This window comes from Streptomyces sp. NPDC028289 (assembly GCF_055565975.1).
On the sequence record NZ_JBVHTI010000005.1, the window covers coordinates 402,323 to 427,940 of the forward strand.

Consider the following 25,618-nt stretch of genomic DNA (forward strand, 5'->3'; position numbering starts at 1 on the left):
TAATCGCCCCATGGCACCCTCCTCGCCCGCCGCCGCGTGAACGTCACCCACCTGCACCGCCGCCTGCTGCCCGACCTGCTGTCGGTCGGTGCCGGGTACCCCCTGGCACTGGCCGGTGACTACGCGGCCCAGGCCCACGGCCTGTTCGACCGCCCCGGCCGGACCGTGGACGCGGCCACGCAGAGCCCGGAGCCCATGCGGACGATCGCCGCGACGGTCGCGGGCGGCCTCCGCGAGCGCGGCTGGCGGGTCGACGCCCGCGAGACGGACCCCCTCTCCGCGCAACTCGTCGTCGGTGACCCGGTCGCGGCGGAGGAGGGCGAGGTCAACCTCCTCAAGGAGGCCCTCTGGCAGCCTCCCGTCCGGACGGAACTCGGCCTGACCCTCGCCCTGGAGGACGTGGTCGGCATGCGGGTCTGGGCCCTGGCCGACCGCGGCCTGCCCCGCGACCTCCTGATCGTGCACGCCGCCGCGGACCGCTGGACCCTCCCCGACCTGGAGGACCTCGGCCGCCGGCACGCCCGCGACACCTTCGACCTCGCCGACCTGCAGTCCCGGCTGACCGGCACCGACTGGATCGACGACCGGGAGTTCGCACGGCACGGCCCCGACGCCGAGGAGATCACCGCTCTCCGCCAGTGGGCCCAGACCTGGGCCGACGACATCGCGGAACGCCTGATCGAGGGCGGGCCCCCGGAGGACTGACGTCCGCGGGTCACCGGCTCGCCGGCTCCCGGTCCGTGCCCCGGGCCCGCCGGAGGGACAGGGCGTCCAGACCGAGGCCGCCCGTCAGCAACAGCGGCCTGCGCTCGACGGTCACCGACACCCACGGCGACACCCACGGCGACAGCTCGACGGCCACGATGTACAACGCGTACGCCGTGAGCCGAGGTCAGGCCGGCTGCCACAGTTCGATGCGGTTGCCCTCGGGGTCGGTGACCCAGCCGAAGCGGCCCACGCCGTCCATGTCCTGGGTTTCCTCTGCGACGTCCGCGCCCTTGGCGCGCAGTTGCGCGAGCATCGCGTCCAGGTCGCGGACCCGGAAGTTGAGCATGGTCCGCTGGGCCGGGGAGCCGAAGTAGTCGGTCCCGGACTCGAAGGCCGCGAACACCGTCGGTCCGGCCGGCTGCTGCCACAGGCCGTGGTCGTCGGTGTCCAGGCCGAGGCAGTCGCGGTACCAGGCGCTCAGGGCCGCCGGGTCGGCGGACCGCAGGAAGTACCCGCCGATTCCAAGCACACGTTCCATGCCGCCATCCTGCCAAGGCCGGAGACGGCCCGCACGTGTGAAGTCGGGGGGCGTGCGGTACGGACGTAGGTGCAAGCGTGCCGTGTCAGCCGTGTCAGCCGTGTCGCTCGTCGGGAGTCGTCGTGAGCAGTGTTGCCATCGTGGGGGCCGGGCCCGGACTGGGGGCCGCCGTCGCCCGGCGGTTCGGGCGGGAGGGTTTCGCGGTGGCCCTGCTGGCGCGGGACGGCGAGCGGCTCGGCGCGCTGGCCGGAGAACTGGCCCGGGAAGGCGTCCGGGCCCGCGGGTACGCCGCCGACGTCAGGGACCCGCTCGCCCTCGCGGGGGCGCTGGCGCGGGCCGCCGAGGAGCTCGGGACCGTCGAGGTCCTCCAGTACAGCCCCGTACCGCAGCGGGACTTCATGCTGCCGGTCCTGGAGACCACCCACGCGGACCTGCTCGGGCCCGTCGAGTTCTCGGTGTACGGGCCGGTCGCCGCCGTGCAGCAGGTGCTGCCGGGGATGCGGGAGCTGGAGCGGGGGACGATCCTGCTCGTCAACGGCGGTACGGCCGTCATCCCGCACCCCGACCGGGCCGGGACCTCCATCGCCTTCGCCGCCGAGAGCGCGTACGGGCACCTGCTGCACGACCGGCTCGCGGGGGAGGGGATCTACGTGGGGCAGCTGGTCATCCCGGGGGCCATCGTCGCGGGGCACGCCCGCAAGGACCCCGCGGTGCTCGCCGACGCGCTGTGGGGGATGCACCGCGACCGGCACGGGTTCCGGCACTACGCCGACGACCTCGACGGATAGATCCGGGGAGGAGAGGTCCCGTCGGGCGGGACGGACCGATCTGCGCGAACATCATTTGTGGGTCAATATGGTGTTCGGCCCGATTGCTCCTCTCAGGGAGTCAGCGATGGCTAAAGGGGGCCAGCGATGGCTGTGGAAATACCTCCTCTCCTCAAGCCCTCCCGGCTCAGAAGCCGTGGAGGCCTGCTCGGTGAGTGCCTGGCAGAGTTTCTCGGGACCTTCGTCATCCTCTCGTTCGGAGCCGGTGTCGTGGCGATGGCAGTGGCCGCGCTGCCCGGGTCGGGGCGGGCGGAGACCCCCACCACGATCTTCCTCGCCGCCGGTGACTGGCTCCTGATCGCCTGGGGCTGGGGCCTGGCCGTGACCTTCGCCATCTACGTGGCCGGCGGGGTCAGCGGGGCCCATCTGAACCCGGCGGTGACGCTCGCGTTCGCCGTGCGCCGCAAGTTCCCTTGGGTGAAGGTGGTGCCCTACTGGGTGTCGCAGGTACTGGGCGCCTTCGCCGGGGCCGCGCTGGTCTTCCTCGTGTACCACGACGCGATCAACGCGTTCGACGCCGCGTCGAAGCCGCCGAAGGTGGGTGGGCACACCGAGGCCACCTTCTCCATCTTCGCCACCTTCCCGGCGCCGTACTTCCACGGCGGGATCTGGGGGCCGCTGATCGACCAGATCGTCGGTACGGCCTTCCTCGTCATGTTCGTCGTCGCGGTCGTCGACCTGCGCAACACGGCCGTCGGGTCCAACCTCGGCCCGTTCGTCATCGGCCTGGCCGTCGCCGCCATCGGCATGTCCTACGGCGCGAACGCCGGCTACGCCATCAACCCGGCCCGTGACTTCGGTCCGCGGGTGCTCACCTGGCTCGCCGGGTGGAAGAGTCTCGCGTTCCCGGGGAACGGGGCCACGTTCAGCGATTACTGGTGGATCCCGATCGTCGGTCCGCTGGTCGGCGGCGTGATCGGCGTGCTGGTCTACGACCTGTTCATCGGCGACGTCCTGCACGCCCGGCTGAAGCTCGGCGAGTTGCCGGAGCCGGGCCGGACCCGCCCGACCACGGACGAGTAGCGGCCGGGGCGGCGGCTTCTACGGCTGCGGCTTGTCGTCCGCCTGTTCGCCGAGGCGCCGCACCAGCTGCTGCGCCTTGGAGACCCCGGTGTCGATCTGCTCGGTGTACTTGCCGTCGGTCCGTTCGTCGACCAGGTCGCCCGCCTTCTCCAGACCGGTCCCGATCGCGTCACCGTGTTCCTCGGCGACGTCCTTCGCCTTGTCCGCCAGGTTCTTGAGTCCGTCGATTCCGCCGATTCCCTCGAACATGGGGGAATCGTCCCCGGCGGGAGCGGGCGGCGGCAAGACGGCGCCCGGGGCACGGGGCAGGGCGTGAAAGGAGCGTCCGCACGGTCCGCGTCGCCGTCCCCGTCGTTCGCGTCGTTTTCCGGCGTTCACGTGCGAAGCCCGGTCGCGAGGTTGATCCTGATCCTTGATTCGGCGGGCACGCGACGCACACACCCCGGGAGACGACGACATGAGCACCAGCCCCCTCCTGACCGGCCTGAGCGACCGGCTTCCCGAACTGCGGGCGCTCTACGAGGACCTGCACGCGCACCCGGAGCTGTCCTTCGCGGAGGAGCGGACCGCGGCCGTCGTCGCGGGGCGGCTGCGGGAGCAGGGCTGGGAGGTCACCGAGGGGGTCGGCGGCACCGGGGTGGTCGGGGTGCTGGCCAACGGGGACGGGCCGGTCGTGCTGGTGCGGGCCGACATGGACGCGCTGCCGGTGCAGGAGGAGACCGGGCTGCCGTACGCCTCGAAGACCAGCGGGGTGATGCACGCGTGCGGGCACGACCTGCACGTCGCCTGTCTGCTGGGGGCCACCGGGCAGCTGGCCGCCGGGCGGGAGGGCTGGCGGGGGACGGTGGTCGCGGTGTTCCAGCCGGCCGAGGAGGTGGGCGGGGCGCCGAAGATGCTCGCGGACGGGTTCGCCGAGCGGTTCCCGCGGCCGGACGTGTGCCTGGCCCAGCATGTGGCGGCGGCGCCGGCCGGGCTGGTCGGGACCCGGGCGGGGGCGCTGATGGCGGGCGCGGACAGCATGCGGGTCACGCTGTTCGGGCGGGGCGGGCACGGGTCCACGCCGGAGGCCACCGTCGACCCGGTGGTGCTGGCCGCCGCGGTGGTGATGCGGCTTCAGACGGTCGTCTCCCGGGAGGTGGCCGCGGGCCAGCAGGCCGTCGTCACGGTCGGCTCGATCCACGGCGGGACCAAGGAGAACATCATCCCGGACAGCGTCGAGCTGAAGATCAACGTACGGACCGCCACGGCGGCCGTCCGGGAGCGGGTGCTCGCCGCGGTGGAGCGGATCATACGGGCCGAGGCCGCGGCCTCCGACGTGTCCAGGGAGCCGGAGATCGTCCCCATCGACTCCTTCCCGGTCACCCACAACGACCCCGACGCGACCGAGGCCGTCCAGGCCGCGCTGGCCGGCGAGTTCCCGGGCCTCACCTTCGAGCTGACCTCACCCGTCCCCAACAGCGAGGACTTCGGGGCCTTCGGTACGACCCTGGGGGTGCCCTCGGTCTTCTGGTTCGTCGGCGGCGCCGACCACAAGCTCTACGAGGGCGTCGACCTGGAGGCCCTGGTCCGCGACGGCATTCCCCCGCAGATCCCCTCCAACCACTCCCCGCACTTCGCTCCCGTCCCCGACCCCACGATCGAGACGGGCGTCCGGGCACTCCTCGCGGCGGCGGCCCACTGGCTCGCCCCCTGACGCCCTCGTCCGCTACGGACGGGGGGCGGTCTGGTCCAGGGCCGGGCGCAGGTCCGCGCGGCGGCGGATGCCCAGCTTGCGGTAGGTGTGCGTGAGATGGGTCTCCACGGTGCGCCGGGCCAGGTGGAGAAGGGCCGCGATCTCCCCGTTCGTGCGGCCCTCGGCGGCGAGTTCGGCGATCCGCCGCTCGCTGCCGGTGAGGGAGGCGGCGCCGGTACGCCGTCTGGGAGAGCGGGCGCCGCCCTTCCGCAGGATCTCCTCGGTCAGCTCCGACAGCCGTACCGCGCCCTGCCGTTCGGCGTGCTCGGCGGCCTCCCGCAGGCAGTCGCGGGCGCGGGCCCCCTCACCGGCAGCGGTCAGCTGGCGGCCCAGCGCGATCAGGGCGAGCGCAGGCTCGGTACCGGCCGGGCCGCCGTCCCGCAGCAGCCGCACCGCCTCCTCGGTGAGCTCCAGGCCCCGGCGGCCGCCGGTCGCCGTACCGAGGACGCGCAGCGCCCGGCCGACCGTGCGCGGGGTGCCCCAGACCCGGGCCAGCCGCAACTCCTCCTCGGCCAGGGCGATGGCCTCCAGCGGGCGGTCCAGGGCCAGCCGGCACTCGGCGGCGGCGGTACGCCAGGGGGTGACCACCGGGCTGATCACGTCACGGGCCGTCTGGCGGCGCCCGCACTCCAGGAAGTCGTGCAGCGCGGCGGCCGGGTCGCCGGCGGCGACCCGCACCACGCCCCGCGCGTACAGGAACCGGTTCAGCTCCCAGGAGTCCGGCGCCTCCCTGAGGTCGATCCCGGCGACCAGGCCCGCGGCCTGTGCGCCGCGGCCGGTCTCCACGAGCGCGATCAGCGCCTGCGCGTGGGCGTTGGACGGCGTGACCGCGTCGGGGACGGCGGCCGGGCGGGTGTAGTCGGCGCGGGCCGCCGCGATGTCCGTACGGCTGTTGAGCAGCGCCTGGTGCATGGGGTGCAGCAGGTCGGGGCGCTGCCCGGCCAGGCCGCGGTCCACCAGCCGTTCCGCCTCGTCGAGTTCGTCGGCCCACTGGGCGACGGTGGCCGCGGTGCCGACCAGGAACGGCTCGGTGAGCGGGTCGGCGGGTTCGGCGAGCAGGGTGCGCAGCTGCCGCATGGCGTCCCGGGCGGAGGTGAGGCCCGCGGAGGCCGCGTGCCGCACCAGCAGGGCCTGGCCGGCCGTGCCGACCAGCTCCGGGGAGCGGTCGGCGGTCTCGGACAGCCGCCGGTAGACCTCCTGCCGTACCTCCTGGTCCTGGTCGGACAGGAGGACGGAGGCGGTGTGCAGGGTGCGGACCAGGTCGGGGTGGCCGTCCAGTTCGCCGTTCACTGAGCGGAGCAGTTCGACGGCCTTGCGGGTGCGGCCCCGGCCGGTCAGCGCGGTGCCGAGGGCGACGGCCGCGCGCACCCGGTCCTGCGGGGCCGCGGGCAGCCGCACCGCCTCGACGAGGCGCGGGATCGCGGCGGAGGAGCGGGGCGCCGCGTACTCCAGCGAGCCCAGCTCGGTCAGCAGCCGCTGCCGGTGGTCGTCGGGGAGGGGTTCCTCCAGGGCGCGGCGCAGATAGGCGACGGCGTCCTCGGCGCGGTCCTCGTAGAGGGCGACGGCGGCCGCGTCCCGGAGCAGGGCCGGCGCCCAGGGGGCGTCCACCGGTCCGGTCGCGAGCAGTTGGCGGGCCACGGCCTCGGCGGGGGCGTCCTGGCGCAGCATCGCCTCGGCGATCGCCCGGTGGGCGGTGCGGCGGCGGGCGGCGGGGACGCCGGCGAGGACCGCGTCGCGCAGCAGGGGGTGCGGGAAGTGCGGGCGGCCGTCGGCACCGAGGGTGAGCAGGCCGAGGTTGGTCATGGCGGTGAGCCAGCCGGCCACCCGGGTGGGGTCGGCGTCGGCCAGTTCGGCGAGGAGCGGGGTGACCTCGTTCTCCGGCAGGCCGGTGTCGGGATCCTCCTCCAGGACGGCGAGGGCGCGGGCGACCTCGGTGGTGGCCGGTCCCGCACTGTCCAGCCACCACTGGACGGCGGCCGGGTACGCGCCCGGGTAGAGGGCGGCCGTCGTCTCGGGCACGTCCCGGTGCCGGCTCTCGTCGAGGTCGTCGAGGAGGGCGCCCAGCAGCAGGGGGCTGCCGGCCGCCGCCCGGACGCAGGCGTCGACCCAGGACCGGGACGCGTCGGGGAACTCGGCGCGCACCCGGGCGGCGGCGGCCGCCGGGGCGAGGGGCGCGAGGGTGTGGGTGCGGACCAGCGCCGGCGGCAGGGTGTGGGTGAAGCCTTGGGCGGGCGGGTCGAGGTCGTACTGGCTGCGTTCGCTGACGACGAGGAGGATCGGTAAGCGGTCTATGTGCCGGGCGGACTCCACGAGCCAGCGGTGCGAGGGGGCGTCGGCGAGGTGGACGTCGTCCACGGCGACCAGGAGCGGCGAGTCGTCGGCGTAGGCGCGCAGCACCCGCCAGAGGCCGGCGGCGGTGGACCGCTCGTCCCCGTCCACCGCGAGATCGGCGAACTCCGGTACCCGGCCGAGGAGTTGCAGGACGGTCGCGAAAGAGATGGGGGTGTCGCCGGGTGAGCAGCGGGCGCGGAGCACCTTCAGGCCGAGGGCGCTCGCCTGCTCGGCGGCGGCCTCCAGCACGGTGGTGCGTCCGGTTCCGGTGGCGCCCCGGAGAAGCACGAGGCGGCCGCTGCCGGCCAGCGTGCGCTCGGCTTCCTCGGCCAACAGGTGCATGGCGGCGGCGAGTTCAGGGGACGGACGGGTCATGCCTGGCTCCTCGCGGTGCGCTGGTGGGTTCGCGGGGTTAGAGGTGGCGGGAGTGGGAGAGGTTGTGGGGTGCCGGGGGTGGACGGTGGGTTTGTTGCAGGGGCTGCACATTTGATACGGGGCTGTGGATCTGGGTGTCGGTGTCGGTGCCGGTCCGTTCACGGGTGCGGGTGATCTGTGGCCGGTCGCGCAGTTCCCCGCGCCCCCCAAGATGGTGGGTCCACTGGTCCAACCTCAAAGGGGCGCGGGGAACTGCGTGAACAACCCCCATCGGTGCCCGCAGTCGCCCACAACCTCAGGGCCCCCGAACATCTCGTGGTCCTTCTCGTGGTGCTCCACGATTGTCGTTGCCCCTTTGGCCACAGCAGGCTGGGGTACTACCGCCCGTCACTGTTCCCTCGGAGACGACGGGCACGTGGACATAGGGGAAGCGGTTGGTCAGCAACAGCTCATTCGCGTCGGTCGGCCGCACGCCCGTGGCGGTGTACGCGCCGGACCCGATCTCCCGCGAGGGCGCGCTCAGCCAGTTGCGGCGCCACCCGGAGGTCGAGATACGTGAGGAGTCCGAGACCGGGCCCGGCACGGTGGCGCTGCTCATCAGCGACAGCCTCGACGAACCCGAACTGACCCGGCTGCGCCGGGTGGTGCGCAGCGAGGGGGCGCGGGCCGTACTCGTGGTCGGGGCCCTCCGCGAGACCGAGCTGCTCGATGTGATCGAGTGCGGGGTCGGAGCCATCGTATGGCGCCACGAGGCCACCGAACTCCGGCTCGTGCAAGCCGTCCTGGCGGCCGCCCGGGGCGACGGGGACCTGCCCGCCGACCTGCTCGGCCGGCTCATCAACCAGGTCGGCACCCTGCACCGCAGCGCCGCCGGCCGGCCGGGCGCCCCGGCCGCCGGGCTGTCCGCCCGCGAGGTGGACGTCCTGCGGCTGGTCGCCGAGGGACTCGACACCGGTGAGATCGCCAGCAAGCTGTCCTACTCCGAGCGCACCGTCAAGAACGTGATGCACGGGCTGACCACCCGACTGCATCTGCGCAACCGGGCCCACGCCGTCGCCCATGCCCTCCGGGAAGGCTACATCTGACCGGTCGGGCAGCTGACACCGGCTCAGGGGCAGGCCGGTCTGCCCGGCTGCGCCTGCGGGGGCGGCCGGGGCGAAGGGCAGGATGGGTGTGTATGCCGAGGGGGCCGCGCGGGTCCATGGGGTGGTGAGTACGGCGTGATCCACGAGGTGGACCAGGTGCTGCGGAACCTGCTGACCAGCGGTGCGCTGGAGGGTTCCGGCATCGAGGTCTCCTTCGACGCGCCGACCCGCGACTGGTCGGCCCGCCGCAACGGGCCTGTGATCAACAGCTACCTGTACGACATCCGGGAGGACGTGAACCGGCGCCAGCGCGGGCACATCGACGTCCGCGACGACCGGGACGTCGTGGTCAAGCGCCGCCAGCCGCCCCGGTGGTTCCGGCTGTCGTACCTGGTTACGGCGTGGACCAAGCGGCCGGAGGACGAGCACCGGCTGATCAGCGCGGTGCTCGCGACCCTGATCCCGCGGGAGCTGATCCACCCCTCGGAACTGCCGGGCTCACTTGGCGCGCTGGGCCTGACGATCCCGCTGTCGTGCGCCGGCATCCAGTCCGAGGCGCGCTCCCTCGCCGAGATCTGGTCGGCGCTCGGCGGCGAGCTCAAACCGTCCCTGGACGTCGTGATCACGGCGCCCTTCCCGGCCTATCCCGAGTACGACGCCGGCCCGCCGGTCACCGAGGGTGCCGCCGTGCGGGTGCGCGACGGGATGGACGACGGCGCGCCGGTCCTCGAGGAGCGGGCCCACCGGCCCGGCCAGGTCGCCGAGGCCGCGGCCGCCCGGAGGGGCCGGGCGTGACCCTGGACGTCTCCCTGGAGCCGGCCGCCGCGCTCCTCACCCGGCTCTCCGCGCTGCGCGACCGGGTCGCCGCCCTGGTCGCCCACCGCTCCGCCGACGACCCGACGGCCGGCGACCCGCTGCGCGGCCTCTACCTCTCCGAGGAAGCGGTACGGCACCTCCTGCGCCCCGAGCCGGAACCGGCCGAACTGCCCTCCCTGGCCGACGGTTTCGCCGACCCGCTCGCCGCCCTCGCCACCCGCCTGCGCCTCGCCCCCCTCGACACCACCCTCCTCCTCATCGCCCTCGCCCCGGACCTCGACCGCACCTTCGAGCAGCTGTACGGCTACCTCAACGACGACGTCGGCCGCCGCCGCGCCACCGTCGGCCTCGCCCTCGACCTGTGCGGCGCCCCCGCGCACCTCGCGGCGGCCCGCGCCCGCTTCCACCCCACCGCCCCGCTCACTGCGCTCGGCCTGCTCACCGTCGAGGAGCCCGAACGCCCCTTCCTCAGCCGCTCGTTGCGCGTCCCCGACCGGGTCCTGGCCCACCTCCTCGGCGACGACACCCCGGACGCGGCGCTCACCGGACACCTGCGGGAGCTGTCGTACGGCGGCGAGCCCGCCGACCCGGAGTTCGTGGGGCGGCTGGCCGCGCGGATCGCCGCCGGGCCGCTCTTCGCCTTCCTGCGGGAGCGGCAGGAGGGCGAGGGTCTCGGCTGCGCGGCCGCCGCGCTGCGGCTCGCGGGGCGGGCGGGGCTGCACTGCACCGGGCCCGAGGAGCGGATCCCGGAGCTGCTGCGGGAGGCCCGCCTGAGTGGGCGGGCGATCCTGGTCGACAGCGACCAACCGGGCGCTGTCCTCAAGGCGTTGAGCGGTGACGCCGCCGCGGACGTCACCGTGCTGGTGACGACCGCCCGTCCCTACGACCCCCAGTGGTGCGACCCCCGTGACCCCCTCGTCCTCGAGGTGCCCTCCCGGCGCGCCGCCGCCCCGGACGCCTGGGCGGCCGTACTGCCCGGCGACCCCGGCTTCGACCTCGCGGCCACCGTCGCCCCGTACCACCTCGGCGGCGAGCGCCTCACCCGGGCGGCCCGCGCCGCGCAGGACCTCGCCGCCTTCGAGGGCACCCCGCTGACCGCCGCCCACCTGCGGCTCGGTGCTCGCCAGCAGTCCGCCTCCGGCCTGGAGCAGCACGCCCGCCGGATCCGGCCCGCCGTCGACTGGCGGGACCTGGTGCTGCCCGAACGGCCGCTCACCGAACTGCGGGAGCTCGCGCTGCGCGCCCGCCACCGCGACCGGGTGCTCGGCGACTGGCGGCTGAGCGCCGGCGGCGGCAGGGGCCGCGGAGTGCTCGGCCTCTTCGCGGGCGAGTCGGGCACCGGCAAGACCCTGTCGGCGGAGGTGGTGGCCGCCGAACTCGGCCTCGACCTCTACGTCGTCCAGCTCTCCTCCGTCGTGGACAAGTACGTCGGCGAGACCGAGAAGAACCTCGAACGCATCTTCACCGAGGCCGACCGCACCGACGCCGTGCTGCTCTTCGACGAGGCCGACGCCGTCTTCGGCAAGCGCTCCGAGGTCAAGGACGCCCACGACCGGTACGCCAACCTGGAGTCGGCCTACCTCCTCCAGCGACTGGAGGCCTTCGACGGCATCGCGCTGCTCACCACCAACCTGCGCGCCAACATCGACGAGGCCTTCACCCGGCGCCTGGACCTGGTGATCGACTTTCCGTTCCCGGACGAGTTGCAGCGGCTGGCGCTGTGGCGGCACGGGCTGGTGCACGTGCCGAGTGAGGACGGCGTCGAACTGCGCCCGCTGGCAGCGGAGTTCGAGCTCGCCGGCGGTTCCATCCGGAGCGCGGTGGTGACCGCGGCGTACCTCGCGGCGGGGCGGGGCGAAGCCGTCGGCGCGGCGGACCTGCTCGAAGGGGCGCGGCGCGAGTACCGCAAGGCGGGGCGGCTGGTGCCGGGCACGTGGGCGTGAGTGACGCACGGGGGGCGCGCGCCGTCCTGTGTCTGCCGCGCCGTCGTGGCCGGTCGCGCAGTTCCTCCCCCAGCCTTCGGCCGGGGGTACCCCCAGCGCCCCTGACGGGGTGAGCAGTCGCCGGACGGGTGGTCAGTCCGTGGACGGGTGGACGATCAGCCACTCCTGGTCGTCGGTGTTCGAGCAGTAGTACAGGGTCAGGTTGGTGTCGTTGCCGCCGGTGCTGTAGCCGGCCACGTCGAGGCAGAGGTTGTCGCTGGCGAAGTTGCGGATCCAGTAGGCGCCGCTGGGCTGCTTGTCGATCCACCACAGCTGGTTGTCCGCCTTGGTGCCGTCGCACTTGTACTCGGTGATCGGCGAGGACAGCTTGGCCGAACCGTAGTCGGGCAGGTCCATGCACAGCTGGTCCTTGGCGTTGCGGATCTGGAAGAGCGCGGCCGAGCCGGGGCCGCCCTTCGCGTACCGCACCTCGAGGTTCCACAGCTGGTTGTCGTTGGTGGTCTCGTCGCAGGTGTACTCGCGCACCGGGCCGTTGCTGGTGCCGTTGCCGTAGCCGGGGATGTCCGCGCACCTCTTGGTGGTCGTGTTGCGCAGCAGGATGTTCGTCGCCGGGACGACCGGCTTCGGGGCCTTCTTCTTCGTCGCCTTCGGGGTCGGCTGGGACTGGCCGCCGCTGCCGCCCGCCTGGGTGCCGGACGAGGTGTCGCCGTCGTTCGCCGGCTGCTTCTCCACCGGGGTCGGCGAGGGCGCCGGCGCTGCCGCCAGGGGCGCGCCGGCCGAGGGGCTGGGGGCGATGCTGCTCACCCCGGCCTCCTGGACCTGTTCCTGGGCGAGGCTTCCGACCTTGGGTTTGTAGTTGAACCAGATCAGGGCGAAGGTGAGGGCGAGGGCCAGCAGGGTGCCGAAGAGGGTGGCCAGCCACCGGGGCAGGAAGCCGCGCTGGACGTAGGTGCCGTCCACAGGCTGTGGATTGACGCCCGACCGCTGGACGGTGAGGGCGTACGGCCGCTGCTCCTTGGGCCCGAACCAGATGATCCGCCGGGGCTTGAGGGTGGCCTTGACGAAGGCGGCGCGGCCGGGTTCGATCTGGACGTTGCTGGGGTGCAGGTCGTAGACGAGCTGGTCGCCGTTGTCGCTGCCGCTGACCGAGGCGGTGAGCTTCGTGTTGCCGAGGTTGTCGATGGCCAGCTGGGGGCGGCCCCGGAACCGGCCCTTGACCGTCGGCGGCACGAGTTCGGCGCGGACCTCGGTGAAGGGCGTGATGGTGAGGTTGCCCTCGGGGACGGTGACCGCCTCGGGGTGCTCGGTGGGCGTGATGCGGATGGCGTAGGGGTTGGGGCCGGCGGTCGCGTCCGGGGTGCGGGGCGGGGCGAAGGTGAGCTCGACCGTGCCCGTGGTGCCCGGGTAGAGGCGGAGCGTGGCGGGCTCGACGGTCGTCCAGGGCGCGATGGGGCCCACCGGTTCGAAGCGGTACTCGTCGACGACGTCACCGGTGTTGCGCAGCCGCAGGCGTACCCGGGTCGAAGCGCCCGGGTCCACGGTCGCGGAGGCGGGTTCGAGCGAGGTCCAGAGAGTCATGGGTTCACACCGTCAGTTTGAAGGCTTCGAGCCAGAGCGTGTTGTCCCAGGTGCCCAGGGTGAGCAGGGCCGGACGGGCGTCGCTGCACGCCTGGTTGCCCCAGCCCGCGTTGCGGACGTGGGCGAAACCGCAGACCTGGCCGTTGCCGACGTTGAGGGTGAAGGTCTCCAGGTAGGGGTCGGCCGGCTTCGTGCTGCCGATGTAGTTGTCCTTGCCGTCGGCGACGATCTTGGTCCAGGTCTGCCACTTGCCCTGCCCGTTGGTGGACTGGGAGTCGTAGACGAAGGAGTTGCCGGCCGAGCCGTCGACGCCGTACACCGCGACGTTGATGTCCTTGATCGGGGTGTTCTTGCCGATGGTGCCGGCGATGGTGCCGTCGCAGACGGGCTTCGACCAGCCGGTGCCCTGGATGTAGGCGCGGTAGCAGATGTGCCGGCCGCCCGGGTCGGCGGCGGCGAGCCGGTTCACGGCGGTCGCGGCCGTGTCCTGCTTGGGCTTGGCCGTGACGGTGGCCGTCGCGCCCCCGCCGCCTCCGCCCCCTCCGCCACCGCCGCCGTTGTCGTTTCCGGCTTCGGTGGTCGGGGCGGCCGGCGCCGCGGCCGCCGTCTGGGTGGGCGCCGGCGGCGGGGTCGGGGTCGTCGAGGGGCTGGGCGCGATGCTGCTCACCCCGGCCTCCACGGGCTGTTCCTGGGCGAGGCTCTGGACGTGGGGTTTGTAGTTGAACCAGATCAGCGCGAAGGTGAGGGCGAGGGCCATCAGGGTGCCGAAGAGGGTGGCGAGCCAGCGGGGCAGGAAGCCGCGCTGGATGTACGTTCCGTCGACCGGCTCCGGCTGCACCCCCGACCGCTGCACGCTGAGCCGGTAGGGCCGCTGCTCCTTGGGCCCGAACCAGATGATCCGCCGGGGCTTCAGCGTGGCGTTCACGAAGGCGGCGCGGCCGGGTTCGATCTGGACGTTGCTGGGGTGCAGGTCGTAGACGAGCTGGTCGCCGTTGTCGCTGCCGCTGACCGAGGCGGTGAGCTTCGTGTTGCCGAGGTTGTCGATCGCCAGCTTCGGGCGCCCCCGGAACCGGCCCTTGACCGTCGGCGGGACCAGCTCCGCGCGCAGCTCGGTGAAGGGCGTGATGGTGAGGTTGCCCTCGGGGACGGTGACCGCCTCGGGGTGCTCGGTGGGCGTGATCCGGACCGCGTAGGGGTTCGGTCCTGCCGTAGCGTCCGGGGTGCGGGGCGGGGCGAAGGTGAGCTCGACCGTGCCCGTGGTCCCTGGATAGAGCCGGAGCGTGGCGGGCTCGACGGTCGTCCAGGGCGCGATGGGGCCCACCGGTTCGAAGCGGTACTCGTCGACGACGTCGCCGGTGTTGCGCAGCCGCAGGCGTACACGGGTCGAAGCGCCCGGGTCCACGGTCGCGGAGGCGGGTTCGAGGGAGGTCCAGAGACTCACGTCGTCACGCTAGGGGTGGTCGCCCGCGCCGGTCAGGAGGTTTTGGGGCACATCGCGTGACCGGCGGGGCAGAGTGGCGGCGGTCAGTCCGTCAGGTCGTCGAGTCCGGGCCTCGCGCGCGGGCCGGTCGAGTAGGGCCGCAGGGTCATGCTCTGCGAGCTGTTGCCGGCCATCGCCCGGAGCTGGAAGAGGGTCACCTTCAGGGAGACGTTCCCGTAGTTGGGGTCCTTGTAGGTGACGACCCGGGCCGAGCTGTCGTAGGAGTCGATCAGGACGGCGTGGACCGTGCTCTCCATCGTGCTCGCCGACCGGCTGGTCAGGTCGATCACCCCGGCGGCCGTGTCGTCGTCCTTCCCCAGCTTGAACCTCCGCCTGATACCGGCGTAACAGGGCAGGCTCTGGTTCTCCATGGCAAGGCGCACGTCGTCGAGGCTCTGGCTCGCGTCGATGTGGGCGGGGGCGGTGTCGAGGAGCTTGCTCACCTCGTCGCCGGGCGCGCCGACCTTCTGGATCAACATCCTGGCGCGGTCGGAGGCCTTGGAATAGACCTCGCGGATCGAGGCGAACTGCGCCCTGCCGTCCTGGAAGTCCAGTCTGTCGAGCGAGGTCTCCGCCCCCATGGACCGGCGGGCGAAGAGGGCGACCTCGTCGCGGCTGATGTCCGTGACGGCCTGGTCGTGGTGGGCGCGCCAGTTGTCGAGCTTGCGCACCATGGAGTCCAGCGCCTCCGCCGTCATGATGACCGCGAGCCGGCGCCCCTCGATCTTGTTCCCCTTCTGCTTCTCCTCCCGCTGGCGGTCGTCGCGGTCGGCCGTGGAGGGGTAGGCCCGCATCGCGACGGACAGCGCCTGAACGGGCAGTCCGTGGTGCTCGGCGATGGCCTCCAGCACGTAGAGCCAGCAGGACGGCCCCTGTTGCACGGCCAGGTTGGTGACCCGCTGCACGGCGGTGACCCGCTGCACGGCGCCGGTGGCCGCGGGCGCGGCGGCCGCCGGCGTCGCCGGCGTCCGCTGGGCCGGCGGCACCGGACCGCTCATCACCTTGCGGGCGTTGTCCACCGCGTGGCGTTCACCCGAGTCGTTGACGTCGGAGACGCGCACCCCGCCGCCGGAGTCCGTACCGGGCACAGGGCCCTTCAACTGATCCTCGTAGTGGGTCAGTTCGTGGGCCCAGTCCTCCTTCGTCATGGTGTCGCCGACCACGATGTTGGGGCCGGTGGTGTACGCCTTGGCGCCGAGTTCCTTCGCCGACTCCCGGGCCAGCGACCCCGTGTGCACCCGTACGCCGCTGAAGTCCGCGCCGTCGAAACGTGTCTCCATCTCCGACTGCAGCGCCTGGTCCATGCTCTGGCCCGGGGACTCGATCACCCGGTGCACCAGGGCCCGGCGCTGCACCGCCGGCACGTGGCCGCAGGCGGTGTCGTGCTCGTGGAGTTCCGCGCCGGCCGTCTGCCGCTGCACCGCCGTCGGGTGGCCGCAGCTCGCGTCGTGCCGGTGGCGCGACGCCTCGACGGTGCGGGTCACGGCCGCGTTGCCCGCCGTTCGCTGGAGAGCGAGCAGCCCGGCCGCGGTGCCGGTCACGGCCGTACGGTCGGCACCTGCGGCCGTCTCCCGTGCCGCAGGGCGGTGGACGGCCTGCGGGTGGCCGGCCTGGCTGTGTTCCTCCTGTGCGTGCATGAACTACCTTTCGGCGACGGACCCTTGACCACAACTACGAGTGCCGGGGCCGGGTGCGCAAGGGGCGTTCGGGCAGCCTCGGGGGCAACATCCTCAGGACTCTCCGTCCGCCGCGGCCAGTACGCCGTGCGGGTCGGCCGGCGCGTGCCCGCCCCCCGCGGCGGCCGCCATGCGCCGCACCGCCGGTTCGGGCATCCGGATCACCACCGGGTACGTGAGGGTGTGGTCCTGCACGCCGACCGCACCGGCCGGACCCCGCAGCGCGCCGGTGTGCCGGTGCCGCACCTGGGCCACGGCCCTGACCTGCAGGGTGAACTGCACCAGCACCGACGCCGCCTTCGGCTTCCGCAGCGGCACCGTGCCGGAGGCGCTGCCCGCGGCGTCGGTGGGGCCGCCGTCGCGGCCGTACGTGCCGGGGACGTTGTTCATGCCCGAGTAGTCGGCGCGGACCGGACCCTCGCCGCCCATGAACCGCGCGGCACGGCCGTGGTGCGCGGCGTGCTGTGCGTCGGCGGCCGCGGGGCGCCCCTCGGGGCCGCTCTGCGCGACGGTCTCGAAGGTCATCTTGTCGCCGCTGCCGAGGATCTCGCCGTCGCGCAGCCGCGCGTGCAGGGAGCAGGCGACGTCCTGGCCCGCCACGCCGGACACGTGCACCGGCGGCAGCTGCGCGCCGGCCGACACCAGCAGCGGCAACGCCGCCGTGAGCCACTCGGTGGACACCGCCTCCCGCTGGGCGTGGTGCGCGGCGTCACCGGCCTTCCGGAAGCCGCCGCCGACGTGAGCCTGTGCCATGGCCCGGCCGACCAGCTCCCGTATCTGCGGTGCGCCCCGGAAGCCGTTGACCTGTGCCTCCACGGGCAGTCGGGCGCCGTCCGCACGCCACGCGGCCAGGGCGGCCGGAGTGGCGTCGCGCACGGGGGCGGCGCTTGCCCGGGCGGGTCCCGCGGTGCGCTCCGGCCGGGCGCGGGCCAGGGCCTTCAGGTCGTTGTCCAGCACGCGGTGCAGGAAGGAACCGTCGAGGGTCACGGACGCCAGCCGGCCGTCCGCGGAGCGCAGTTCGAGTTCCGCCTGGAAGGGGACCGTCACGTTCACCGAGCCTGCCTCGGTGTCCACGATCGTGCGCAGGCCGGTCTGCGTCCGGGCGGACGCGGCCTGCCTGGTCGACGTGGTCTTCCCGATGCCGGGGCCGGCGACGGCGCCCGCGCTGCCGACCAGGTCGTCGTGCGGCTTGCCGGCACCGGTCAGCGAGGCGTCGACTTCGCTGGTGCGGCTCTCCTGACGGCTGGTCGCGCGCTGTGAGTACGCGACGGTCGCGAACTCCATCTCGCGGTCGTTCCCGGACGGCCCGGCCACGGTGCCCGGCCCGGTGCGGCGGATGTGGAAGACGGCCCGGTACGACGTGGCCCGGCGGCCGGGGACGGAGCTGTTCCGCAGCAGCTCGACGGGAACGCCCCCGTCCATGGCACCGGCGAGCAGACCAACCGCGCCGTCCTGGTCCAGCACCCGCAGCAGCCGCTGCACGTTCTCGAACCTGTCGTCCAGCACCCGGGCCGGCAGCAGGTCCGCCGCCAGCGCCCGGTCCCGCACCGCCGCCCGCAGCCGTCCGAGCAGCGGCACGAAGTCGGGCATGTCCTCGACCATGCCGGCCCCGAGCGGGAGGTGCGCGGCGAGCGCCGGTACGTCGGACACGTCCCGCGGAGGTGCGGCCGGAGCGACGCGCTGCTCCCGCCCGCCGGAGCCCTCCGCCCGCTCCGGGAGTTCTCCCCTGGCCTTCTCCGACGTCCCCTGCCCCGGTCCGGACTCCGACCCCGGACCGGCGCTGCCCGCAGCCGGGGTGCCGGCCGCCGGCCGCCACCTGTCCGCGGTCTCCGCCAGCGCCTGCTCCTGCTCCCGGGCCCGTTCCTCCGGCGTCCGCAGGCCCGCCCTTCGCAACTGCGGTTCGGTGAGCCAGAGTCCGACGGCGCCCGGCACCGTCAGCCGCTGCGACATCGCGTACGGGCCGCGGCCGTTCACCGCGACCTCGGCCACCATCCACGCGGACAGGTCGCACTGGACGAGGTAGAGCGGCCTGGAGCGGGGATGGACGGAGTTGCGTTCGATCGTGCCGCCGGTCGTCGACGTGTCCGTCGTGGTCGTCGCCTGCCCGAAGGCGGGTGACACGCTCTGGGCCAGCGTCCACCCCGAGCCGCGCTCCGACCCGGTGCCGTTGAAGGTGACCGCCTTGCTCGTCGTCGACGCGTGCTGCCCCGACGCCTGATGGCCGCCCAGGACCATGTTCTCGACGCCGGCCCCGCCCGCCCCGTTCTGCTCCGGCCTGCGGTGCAGGACCCGCGGGTTGGTGAGGGCCAGCCGGGTGCCGACGGCGCCGTTCAGCGCGGCCGTGCGCCGGGCGTGGCGCAGGTCGCCGACCACCCAGCCGGTACGGGTCGCCTGCCGCAGGGCCGCGGTGATGGACTCCGGGCCGAGCCGCTCCTCCAGCGCGAGGCGCGGGGCGAGGCCCTCCGCCTGGTACGCGGTGTCGCCCGGCTTGTCCCGGTCGCCCTTGCGCGCGGCCAGGGCGAGCAGCCGGAAGGCCAGCTGCCGCAGCTGCTCGCCGTCTCCGACGGTTTCCACGAAGTCCCAGTCCCGCACCTGCCGTTCGGTGTCCGTACCCGGCGGCCGGGTCAGCAGGTCGTGGATGCCGGTGGCCCCGGAAGCGAGGTGGAACCTGGCCGGCCGGGACCGCCGGGCGGCCGTCCTGCGGCGCTCGCCGGCGCCCACGGTGAGCGCGGCGGGCGTGCTCAGCTCCACGTCCTGCCCCTCCGCGCTCCCGTCGAAGTGCTGCGGTACGGCGGCGTCCAGGTCGCCCAGCGAGGCGACGGTCCGGGCCTCGGGCCGCTCGCGGCCCGGGCCGCCGGGGGTGAGGGAGCGTTTCAGGGTGCGCTCCCGGGTGGTCATGGTGACCTTGGCGTCGAGCAGCAGCCGGGTGCCGAACGTACTCGTCCGCACGTCACCGCTGTTGAGCGAGTCGCCCCGGACCGCGGGGCCGCCCTGGACCCGGCGCGCGCTCTCCAGCGCGGCGTTGGCGGTGACGCCGAAGGACAGCGCGCCCGGCAGCAGCGTGACGTTGACGCTGCCCTGTGCGCCGGCCCGGCGGGCGGTGGTGCGGCCGGTCTGCCCGCCGGAGGCGACGCCCGAACTGCTGCGCACCAGCCAGTTGTCGGTGTCGCCGAGATAGCTGAGCTCGCCGACCCGTCCGCGTACCCGGACCTGCACGTCGTGGGAGTGCAGCGTGGTCTTCCGGCGCAGCCGCACCGGGACGCCGGCGCCCAGGAGCTGGTTCTTCTTCGCCCGCAGGTTGGTCTCCGAGAGCACGGTGACGAGCTCGCGGTAGTTGCGCATGCGCGCCTCGGCCTCCTCCGGGTCGGGGGACTGCCCCGCCGGCCGGTCTCCGGTGCCGAAGTCCGGCAGATAGCCGGCCAGTTCGGGCCGGGACGCGAACAGCCGCTCCAGCGCCTCGACGAGGGGGCGCACGTCCAGGTGGGTGAGGGAGACGCTGTTGCCGACGGCGCCGAACGGCAGGTGGCGTTCGGTCTCGCGCTCGGTCCCGTCGGGCGCGGTCTCGGTGGGCCTGCGGCGCAGGGGGTCCGCCTGTACGCCTTCCGGCAGCGGCAGCCCGAGGTGCCGGGCCTCCTGGGCGTTCAGGCTGACCCAGCTGTCCAGGGTGTGCTCGGCCGTGCGCCGCTCGGGGTGCAGCCGCTGCGCGGGGGACGCGGGCCCCACGCCCTGCACGGTCAGCCTGACCCGGCCGAGGTAGAGCACCTTGTCACCGCGGATCTCGGCGCCCTTCCGGGTGGCCACGGTCTGGTCGGACGACGAGAACCGGGCGCTCTTCAGAGCGGCGGAGCCCATGCCCTGGAACCGGGCGACCGGTACCCCCGGGGCGCCGACGGCGACCGCGGGACCGGCCCCGAACAGCGCGCTCGCGCCCTTCGAGCCGGTGCGGCCCGCGCCGTGCGCGCTCTGCTGGTGGGTGCGCAGCTGGGTCTGTCCCGCACCCCAGCCGGGGGTCAGCGACACGATGTCGGCGCGCATCCGGTACGCGCTCGCGGCGCTGCCGTCCTTGGCGGGCAGGTCCTCGCCGGGCACCCAGCCCGCGAGGAGCCGGGGCAGGTCCTGCAGCACGGTCGTGCCGGAGGTGGCCTGGAACAGCCGCTCCCGGCCGGGGGCGCCCGGCGCGGTCACCGACGGCGCGAGGACGGAGGCGACGGTGTCGAACAGCCCGCCCCCGCCGCCGTGCGGACCACCGGGGTCCTCCACGGCCAGTGCCGCCATGGACACGGCCTGCCGTACGGAGGTGGCCTGCTCCTCGCTCAGCTCCGGACCGGGGACGGGCCGTACGGTGCCGTGCGGCACCAGGTGCTCGTGCGGGACGCGCATGACGAGGGAGCCGTCGCCGCTCGCCAGGTGCCGGCCCCGCGCGCCGTGCTGCTTGATCCGCACGACATAGCTCACCCGGCGCCGCGCCGTGACCGTGCCGCCGCCGCTGCGGAAGGTCCGGGGCTCGGACACGGTGCGCGAGGAGTGCGTGTCCTGGGTGGAGGTCAGAGCGGCTCCGCCGGCGAGCTGCGCGCCGCCCAGGACGCCGGGCGTGGGCGTCGGGACCAGGACGGTGCCGGAGGCGGCGGCGCCCCACCGGCGGGCGCGGACCGTGTCGGCGGCGACCGTGCCCGCCGAGTTGTGCAGGTGGTCGACCTTGATGTCGGCGTCCTCGCCCTGGGCGCTGTCCGCGAACGACAGCGCGGCGGCGTCCTCCTCGTCCCGCGGCCTGATGGCGACGGTGACGTCGTGCACCGCCCCGTTCACCCCGCGCACGGCGAAGGCCCGCCCGCGGCCGTAGAAGGTCTCCGGCCGGCCCGCCAGCTCCTGCCCGATCGCCTCCACTTCGGCGCCTGCCTGCCCGGTGACCCGGGTCACCTCCGCGGCGACGAACGGGTGGCCGGTCAGTCCTGAGGCGGTGGACAGGCCCGCCGAGGTCATCGCAGCCAGGTACGGGGGGAGCGTGAGCGGCCCCTGCGTCCGGGCCCCGGCGGGTACGGGCGGCGGAGTGCGGGTCGGGGCGGGCGGCCGGCCGCCCTCGAACAGGCCGGCCACGGCGGCGTTCCCCGCCGTGCTCTGCAGCTTCTGCATCTCCACGGCGACCGGGGGCCCGCCCGGCGTACCCGGCATCGACGGCTGCCGGCGGAGGAGTCCCTCGCCTCTGCCCTGGCCGGCGCGGCTCACCCCGGCCCCGCTCGCCGCGCCCTCGCCCGCCGCCGGCTTCCCTCTCCGCCGCATCCCGCGCACTCCCGTCCCCGCCGGGACCAGGGGCCCCGTCCGCGTCGTCCTGGTGGCGCGTGCGGGCGCCCGTGACGGGACGCAGCCCGTCTGGCCGTGCAGGGTAACGCGTGAACGGGACGGGTTCACAAGGGGTTGTTCGGGGAACGGACCGGTTAACGAAGGGGATTCGAGGCGCTCCCGACCCGTGGTCGGTGACGTACGGCGAGTGGCTGCCCCCAGGGGTTGCCCTTGGGGGCAACAGATGTGCCCGGGCCCGGGCACCGGTGGCCGTTTCGGCGGACGCGCTTCGCGCGTGAGGGTGGGAAGCGTTCCTGTCTCGTACCCCGAGGAGAGCAGAGCATGCCGTCCTACCTGTCGCCCGGCGTCTACGTCGAGGAGGTGGCCAGCGGCTCGCGCCCCATCGAGGGGGTGGGCACGTCGGTGGCGGCCTTCGTGGGCCTGGCCCCGACCGGTCCGCTGAACGAGCCGACGCTGGTGACCAACTGGACGCAGTACGTCGCGTCCTTCGGTGAGTTCACCGACGGGTACTACCTCGCGCACTCCGTCTACGGCTTCTTCAACAACGGCGGCACGGCGGCCTACGTGGTCCGTGTCGGCGGCAGCAGGGAAGACGCCGAGGGCACCGTCGGCGCGCCCGCCGCCGTCGGGAGTGCCGCCGCCCCGGCCGCCCTGCCGCCCGGCGAGGCCAAGCAGCTCGGCACCTTCACCGTCAGCGCCATCGCCTCCGGCGACCTGAGCGTCGAGGTCGCCGACCCGGAGGGCGAGGGCCCCGCCGAACGCTTCAAGCTGGTCGTCAAGGACGGCGGCAAGACCGCCGAGACCTTCGACGTGACCGCGAAGAAGGGCGGCCGCAACTACGTGGTCACCCAGGTCAAGGAGCGCTCCAAGCTCATCACCGTGACCGAGGCCGCGCCCGCCGCGCAGCTGGCCCGGCCGGAGAACCAGACGGTGGCCCTCGTGGCCCCGACCCAGACGCCGGCGTCCGCGTCCCCCGTCGCGGGCGCCGGTTCGCACCCCGGCCCCGCCGACTACCTCGGCGACTCGGCCGACCGCACCGGCTTCGGCGGCCTGGAGGCCGTCGACGAGGTGTCCATGGTGGCCGTCCCCGACCTGATGGCCGCCTACCAGCGCGGCGCGATCGACCTGGAGGCCGTCAAGGCCGTCCAGCTCGGCCTGATCGCGCACTGCGAGCTGATGGGCGACCGGGTCGCGGTCATCGACCCGCCGCCGGGCCTCAACGCCCGCCAGATCCGGGTCTGGCGCCAGGAGACGGCCGGCTACGACTCCAAGTACGCGGCCCTGTACTACCCCTGGATCAAGACCTTCGACCCGTCCTCCGGACAGTCCCGGCTGATCCCGCCGTCCGGCCACGTGGCCGGCGTCTGGGCCCGCAACGACGCCGAGCGCGGCGTCCACAAGGCCCCGGCCAACGAGGTCATCCGCGGCGCGGTCGACCTGGAGCTCCAGATCACCCGCGGCGAGCAGGACCTGCTCAACCCGATCGGCGTGAACTGCATCCGCGCCTTCCCCGGCCGCGGCATCCGCATCTGGGGCGCCCGCACCCTCTCCTCCGACCCGGCCTGGCGCTACCTGAACATCCGCCGGTACTTCAACTACCTGGAGGAGTCGATCCTGATCGGCACCCAGTGGGTGGTCTTCGAGCCCAACGACCACAACCTCTGGGCCCGTATCCGGCGCAACATCTCCGCGTTCCTGGTCAACGAGTGGCGCAGCGGTGCCCTGTTCGGGCAGCGGCCCGAAGAGGCGTACTACGTCAAGTGCGACGAGGAGACCAACCCGCCGGAGTCGGTCGACGTCGGCCGCGTGATCTGCGAGATCGGCATCGCGCCGGTCAAGCCCGCCGAGTTCGTGATCTTCCGGCTGGCCCAGTTCAGCAGCGGCAGCGGCGAGCTGCAGGAGTAGCGGGCCCTCGGTCCCCAATCCCCTTGTTGTCACGGCACCTTGAGAAGAACGGGCAGTAACACATGAGTCTCCAGCCGGGTGACGCCCTCACATCGCACAATTTCGGCCTGCAGATCGACGGCGTGATGGTCGAGTACCTCGCCGAGGTCAGCGGCATGACGATGGAACAGGACGTCATCACCTACCAGCAGAACACGCCGGACGGGAAGAACCACGTCCGCAACCTGCCGGGCGTGAAGAAGAACGGCACCTGCACGGTCGTCCGCGGTATGACCCAGTCCTCGTCGTTCACCCAGTGGATCAACGAGTCGATCAACGGCCAGATGACCACGGCCCGCAAGAACGCCTCCATCATCATGATGGACTTCGAGAACAACCCGGTGAAGCGCTACAACCTGCGCAACGCCTGGTGCAGCAAGATCGACACCAGCACGGTGAAGGCGGGCGAGGCGTCCGCGCTGACCGAGACGGTGACCATCACGTTCGAAGAACTGGTCATCGAGTAATGAGGCGTTCGGCTGTCAGGGCCCAGGGTGTGGGGGCGCCGCTCGCACCGGAGGCGGCGGTGCCCCAGGCCCCTCAGCAACCGGAGGCGCCCGTCGAGGTGCTGCGCACGGAGTTCCCGTTCCAGCTCCCGCGCGGGTACGTCGACGAGCAGGGCACCGTCCACCGCGACGGCGTGATGCGCCTGTCGACGGCCCGGGACGAGCTGGTCCCGCTGCGGGACGTCCGGGTCCAGGAGAACCCCGCGTTCCTGTCGGTGGTGCTGCTGGGCCGGGTCATCACCCGCCTCGGCACGCTCCCGCTCGTCCACGACGGGGTCGTGGAGAACATGTTCGCCTCCGACCTGGCGTTCCTCCAGGACTTCTACCGTCAGATCAACGCCGAGGGACACACCCGGGCCGCGGTCAACTGCCCGCACTGCTCCGAGCCCTTCGAAGTGGAACTCGGCGGGAGCCGCCTGGGGGAATCGTGACGTACGCGACCGACCGGCTGCACGAGGAGATCGCGTACGTCGCCTACCACTTCCACTGGAACCTGGAGGACATCCTGGACCTGGAGCACGCCGACCGCCGCCGCTACACGGCGGAGATCGCGTCTCTGGTGACCAGGGCGGCGGCCTCCGCAGGGGCGGAGGGCTGACGGGTGGGGCTGTGGGATCGGGTACGGGGGCGCGGTCGCGGGTCCGAGGCCGGAGAGTCCGGGACCGGGAGCGGGAGCGCGCCTGAGGCTCCCGCGGAGGCGCCGCGTCCCGTGGTGGCGGCGGCCTGGTCCGGGCTGCCGCCGATCCAGCGTGCGCTGGGGGCCGGCGGGCCGGTCGCGGACGCCGGTTTCGGCGGCCGGTTGCCGACCTGGCAGAACCCGTCGTTCACGGGCACGCGCTCGCACGCCGTCCTGGACGGCGAGTCCAGCGCCCGCCTGGCCGGCGGCGGCCACCCGGGAACATCCGGCGCGGGGGCCGTGTCCGGCCTCGAACGTCCGGTCCAGTCACTGCCGTTGGCCGGGCCGACGGCAGCGGCGGGGCCGGCGGGGCCGACGGCCGGCCGCCGTGCGTCGGTTCCGGTGGTGCCGTTGCGGGCGGTCGGGGGCGGAAGCGCCCCGTCAGGGGCGCGGGGAACTGCGCGGCCGGCCACGACGGACCCGCAGCGGGCCACGTTCCGGGAGTCCGCGGGGTCCGCCGGATCCATTGGGTCTGCCGGGGCCGTGGGTTCGGCTGCTTCGGCGGGACGCTCGGGACCTTCCGGATCTTCGGGACCGGCCGGATCGGTGGCGCCGGCGGTACAGCGGGTGCCGTCGGCGGGCCGGCATGGTGGTGGTGCGGCCGCGCGGCGAACCGGGGTAACACCGGGAGCCGTACGGAAACGGAACGGGAACAGCGCGCCGGGCTCGGCGGCCCCGTCGACCGTCCAGGACAAGGGATCTGCGCCCACCGCACCGGGGTCCGGGCAGCGGGCGGTGCCTGCTGTCCAGCGGTCGGTCACGTCGGCTGCCGCGACCTCGGCCTCCACTTCCCCCGCCGCTTCGAGCGCGGTGCCGGTGGCATGGGCACCGCAGCCGACTCCGGTCGCCCCGGCTCCGGCCACCGGTCCGCGCGTCGCGCCGGCCCCTCCCGTCCCGCCGCGCCGCAGCGCGCTGACGACGGCGTCGGCGAGCCCGTCGGTGACGGCTGTGCAGCGGCGTACGCTGCCGTCGGCACCCCGGGTGACGGCCACCGAGGGCGCGGTGCCGACGTCGGGTGAGGGTGACCGAGCGGGCGGCGAAACGGCGCCGCCCGGGGGCGTACAGCGGACGGTCGAGGGCGG

19 protein-coding genes are annotated in these 25,618 nt (G+C 73.8%); 11 read left to right on the forward strand and 8 right to left on the reverse strand.

What is annotated here, in order from left to right:
- Nucleotides 1-36: 36 nt before the first annotated feature.
- Nucleotides 37-705 carry a hypothetical protein gene (locus ACZ4UV_RS26615; protein WP_467841174.1) on the forward strand — a complete coding sequence of 223 codons (669 nt, stop codon included), beginning with the start codon at nt 37-39 and terminating at the stop codon, nt 703-705.
- Between the two features lie 10 nt (nt 706-715).
- Here the strand turns inward: ACZ4UV_RS26615 and ACZ4UV_RS26620 are convergent, their stop codons facing one another.
- A complete protein-coding gene (locus tag ACZ4UV_RS26620) occupies nt 716-862 on the reverse strand; it encodes a hypothetical protein (RefSeq protein ID WP_467841177.1) in 147 nt (48 codons plus the stop codon).
- 30 nt (nt 863-892) lie between these two features.
- The gene (locus ACZ4UV_RS26625) at nt 893-1,246 is read right to left on the reverse strand and encodes a VOC family protein (RefSeq protein WP_451019193.1); all 354 of its coding nucleotides are present in this window, start codon (nt 1,244-1,246) and stop codon (nt 893-895) included.
- Between the two features lie 122 nt (nt 1,247-1,368).
- On the opposite strand from ACZ4UV_RS26625, the gene ACZ4UV_RS26630 reads away from it, so the two are divergent.
- Nucleotides 1,369-2,034, forward strand: coding sequence for an SDR family NAD(P)-dependent oxidoreductase (locus ACZ4UV_RS26630; protein WP_467841180.1), 666 nt, complete (start codon nt 1,369-1,371; stop codon nt 2,032-2,034).
- 126 nt (nt 2,035-2,160) lie between these two features.
- Nucleotides 2,161-3,096 (forward strand): MIP/aquaporin family protein, encoded by a 936-nt coding sequence (locus ACZ4UV_RS26635; protein ID WP_351486487.1) that lies wholly within the window; start codon nt 2,161-2,163, stop codon nt 3,094-3,096.
- A gap of 18 nt (nt 3,097-3,114) precedes the next feature.
- Here ACZ4UV_RS26635 and ACZ4UV_RS26640 read toward each other — a convergent pair whose 3' ends face one another.
- Nucleotides 3,115-3,345 (reverse strand): antitoxin, encoded by a 231-nt coding sequence (locus ACZ4UV_RS26640; protein ID WP_451021935.1) that lies wholly within the window; start codon nt 3,343-3,345, stop codon nt 3,115-3,117.
- Nucleotides 3,346-3,553: 208 nt separating this feature from the next.
- On the opposite strand from ACZ4UV_RS26640, the gene ACZ4UV_RS26645 reads away from it, so the two are divergent.
- Nucleotides 3,554-4,789 (forward strand): amidohydrolase, encoded by a 1,236-nt coding sequence (locus ACZ4UV_RS26645; RefSeq protein WP_451021936.1) that lies wholly within the window; start codon nt 3,554-3,556, stop codon nt 4,787-4,789.
- Between the two features lie 12 nt (nt 4,790-4,801).
- On the opposite strand, the gene ACZ4UV_RS26650 is transcribed toward ACZ4UV_RS26645, so the two are convergent.
- On the reverse strand, nt 4,802-7,534 hold the full coding sequence (locus ACZ4UV_RS26650; protein WP_467841185.1) for a LuxR C-terminal-related transcriptional regulator: 2,733 nt from the start codon (nt 7,532-7,534) through the stop codon (nt 4,802-4,804).
- Between the two features lie 434 nt (nt 7,535-7,968).
- Between ACZ4UV_RS26650 and ACZ4UV_RS26655 the strand changes: the two genes are divergently transcribed.
- The 3 genes from ACZ4UV_RS26655 to ACZ4UV_RS26665 all read left to right on the forward strand — a co-directional run bounded on the left by ACZ4UV_RS26655 (nt 7,969) and on the right by ACZ4UV_RS26665 (nt 11,378).
- A complete protein-coding gene (locus ACZ4UV_RS26655) occupies nt 7,969-8,619 on the forward strand; it encodes a helix-turn-helix transcriptional regulator (protein ID WP_362580375.1) in 651 nt (216 codons plus the stop codon).
- 135 nt (nt 8,620-8,754) lie between these two features.
- The gene (locus ACZ4UV_RS26660; protein WP_390045695.1) at nt 8,755-9,414 is read left to right on the forward strand and encodes a Pvc16 family protein; all 660 of its coding nucleotides are present in this window, start codon (nt 8,755-8,757) and stop codon (nt 9,412-9,414) included.
- A complete protein-coding gene (locus ACZ4UV_RS26665; protein ID WP_451021938.1) occupies nt 9,411-11,378 on the forward strand; it encodes an ATP-binding protein in 1,968 nt (655 codons plus the stop codon). Before ACZ4UV_RS26660 ends, ACZ4UV_RS26665 begins: the two co-directional genes overlap by 4 nt.
- 132 nt (nt 11,379-11,510) lie before the next feature.
- Here the strand turns inward: ACZ4UV_RS26665 and ACZ4UV_RS26670 are convergent, their stop codons facing one another.
- The 4 genes from ACZ4UV_RS26670 to ACZ4UV_RS26685 all read right to left on the reverse strand — a co-directional run bounded on the left by ACZ4UV_RS26670 (nt 11,511) and on the right by ACZ4UV_RS26685 (nt 21,389).
- Complete coding sequence (locus ACZ4UV_RS26670; protein ID WP_467841188.1) at nt 11,511-12,956, reverse strand: RICIN domain-containing protein; 1,446 nt, start codon at nt 12,954-12,956, stop codon at nt 11,511-11,513.
- A 4-nt stretch (nt 12,957-12,960) separates the two neighbouring features.
- Complete coding sequence (locus tag ACZ4UV_RS26675) at nt 12,961-14,397, reverse strand: hydrolase (protein WP_467841191.1); 1,437 nt, start codon at nt 14,395-14,397, stop codon at nt 12,961-12,963.
- A gap of 83 nt (nt 14,398-14,480) precedes the next feature.
- A complete protein-coding gene (locus tag ACZ4UV_RS26680; protein WP_467841194.1) occupies nt 14,481-16,073 on the reverse strand; it encodes an eCIS core domain-containing protein in 1,593 nt (530 codons plus the stop codon).
- Between the two features lie 93 nt (nt 16,074-16,166).
- Nucleotides 16,167-21,389: a hypothetical protein gene (locus tag ACZ4UV_RS26685; RefSeq protein WP_467841197.1), complete on the reverse strand. Its 5,223-nt coding sequence runs from the start codon at nt 21,387-21,389 to the stop codon at nt 16,167-16,169.
- Nucleotides 21,390-21,731: 342 nt separating this feature from the next.
- On the opposite strand from ACZ4UV_RS26685, the gene ACZ4UV_RS26690 reads away from it, so the two are divergent.
- The 4 genes from ACZ4UV_RS26690 (at nt 21,732) to ACZ4UV_RS26705 (ending at nt 24,458) form a co-directional block, all read left to right on the forward strand.
- Nucleotides 21,732-23,315, forward strand: a complete 1,584-nt coding sequence (locus ACZ4UV_RS26690) for a phage tail sheath subtilisin-like domain-containing protein (protein WP_390045703.1) — start codon at nt 21,732-21,734, stop codon at nt 23,313-23,315.
- A 62-nt stretch (nt 23,316-23,377) separates the two neighbouring features.
- The gene (locus tag ACZ4UV_RS26695) at nt 23,378-23,821 is read left to right on the forward strand and encodes a phage tail protein (protein ID WP_093500609.1); all 444 of its coding nucleotides are present in this window, start codon (nt 23,378-23,380) and stop codon (nt 23,819-23,821) included.
- Nucleotides 23,821-24,291: a hypothetical protein gene (locus tag ACZ4UV_RS26700; RefSeq protein ID WP_390045705.1), complete on the forward strand. Its 471-nt coding sequence runs from the start codon at nt 23,821-23,823 to the stop codon at nt 24,289-24,291. The genes ACZ4UV_RS26695 and ACZ4UV_RS26700 overlap by 1 nt, the downstream gene beginning before the upstream one ends.
- Nucleotides 24,288-24,458 carry a DUF6760 family protein gene (locus ACZ4UV_RS26705; protein WP_089100305.1) on the forward strand — a complete coding sequence of 57 codons (171 nt, stop codon included), beginning with the start codon at nt 24,288-24,290 and terminating at the stop codon, nt 24,456-24,458. The genes ACZ4UV_RS26700 and ACZ4UV_RS26705 overlap by 4 nt, the downstream gene beginning before the upstream one ends.
- Nucleotides 24,459-25,618: the final 1,160 nt, after the last annotated feature.

What these genes read in the sequence shown, in the direction of transcription:
- ACZ4UV_RS26625 (WP_451019193.1), bottom strand. Translation starts at nt 1,246, where the DNA reads ATGGAACGTGTGCTTGGAATCGGCGGGTACTTCCTGCGGTCCGCCGAC.
- ACZ4UV_RS26635 (WP_351486487.1), top strand. Translation starts at nt 2,161, where the DNA reads ATGGCTGTGGAAATACCTCCTCTCCTCAAGCCCTCCCGGCTCAGAAGC.
- ACZ4UV_RS26640 (WP_451021935.1), bottom strand. Translation starts at nt 3,345, where the DNA reads ATGTTCGAGGGAATCGGCGGAATCGACGGACTCAAGAACCTGGCGGAC.
- ACZ4UV_RS26645 (WP_451021936.1), top strand. Translation starts at nt 3,554, where the DNA reads ATGAGCACCAGCCCCCTCCTGACCGGCCTGAGCGACCGGCTTCCCGAA.
- ACZ4UV_RS26650 (WP_467841185.1), bottom strand. Translation starts at nt 7,534, where the DNA reads ATGACCCGTCCGTCCCCTGAACTCGCCGCCGCCATGCACCTGTTGGCC.
- ACZ4UV_RS26670 (WP_467841188.1), bottom strand. Translation starts at nt 12,956, where the DNA reads ATGACTCTCTGGACCTCGCTCGAACCCGCCTCCGCGACCGTGGACCCG.
- ACZ4UV_RS26680 (WP_467841194.1), bottom strand. Translation starts at nt 16,073, where the DNA reads ATGCACGCACAGGAGGAACACAGCCAGGCCGGCCACCCGCAGGCCGTC.
- ACZ4UV_RS26685 (WP_467841197.1), bottom strand. Translation starts at nt 21,389, where the DNA reads ATGCGGCGGAGAGGGAAGCCGGCGGCGGGCGAGGGCGCGGCGAGCGGG.
- ACZ4UV_RS26690 (WP_390045703.1), top strand. Translation starts at nt 21,732, where the DNA reads ATGCCGTCCTACCTGTCGCCCGGCGTCTACGTCGAGGAGGTGGCCAGC.
- ACZ4UV_RS26695 (WP_093500609.1), top strand. Translation starts at nt 23,378, where the DNA reads ATGAGTCTCCAGCCGGGTGACGCCCTCACATCGCACAATTTCGGCCTG.
- ACZ4UV_RS26700 (WP_390045705.1), top strand. Translation starts at nt 23,821, where the DNA reads ATGAGGCGTTCGGCTGTCAGGGCCCAGGGTGTGGGGGCGCCGCTCGCA.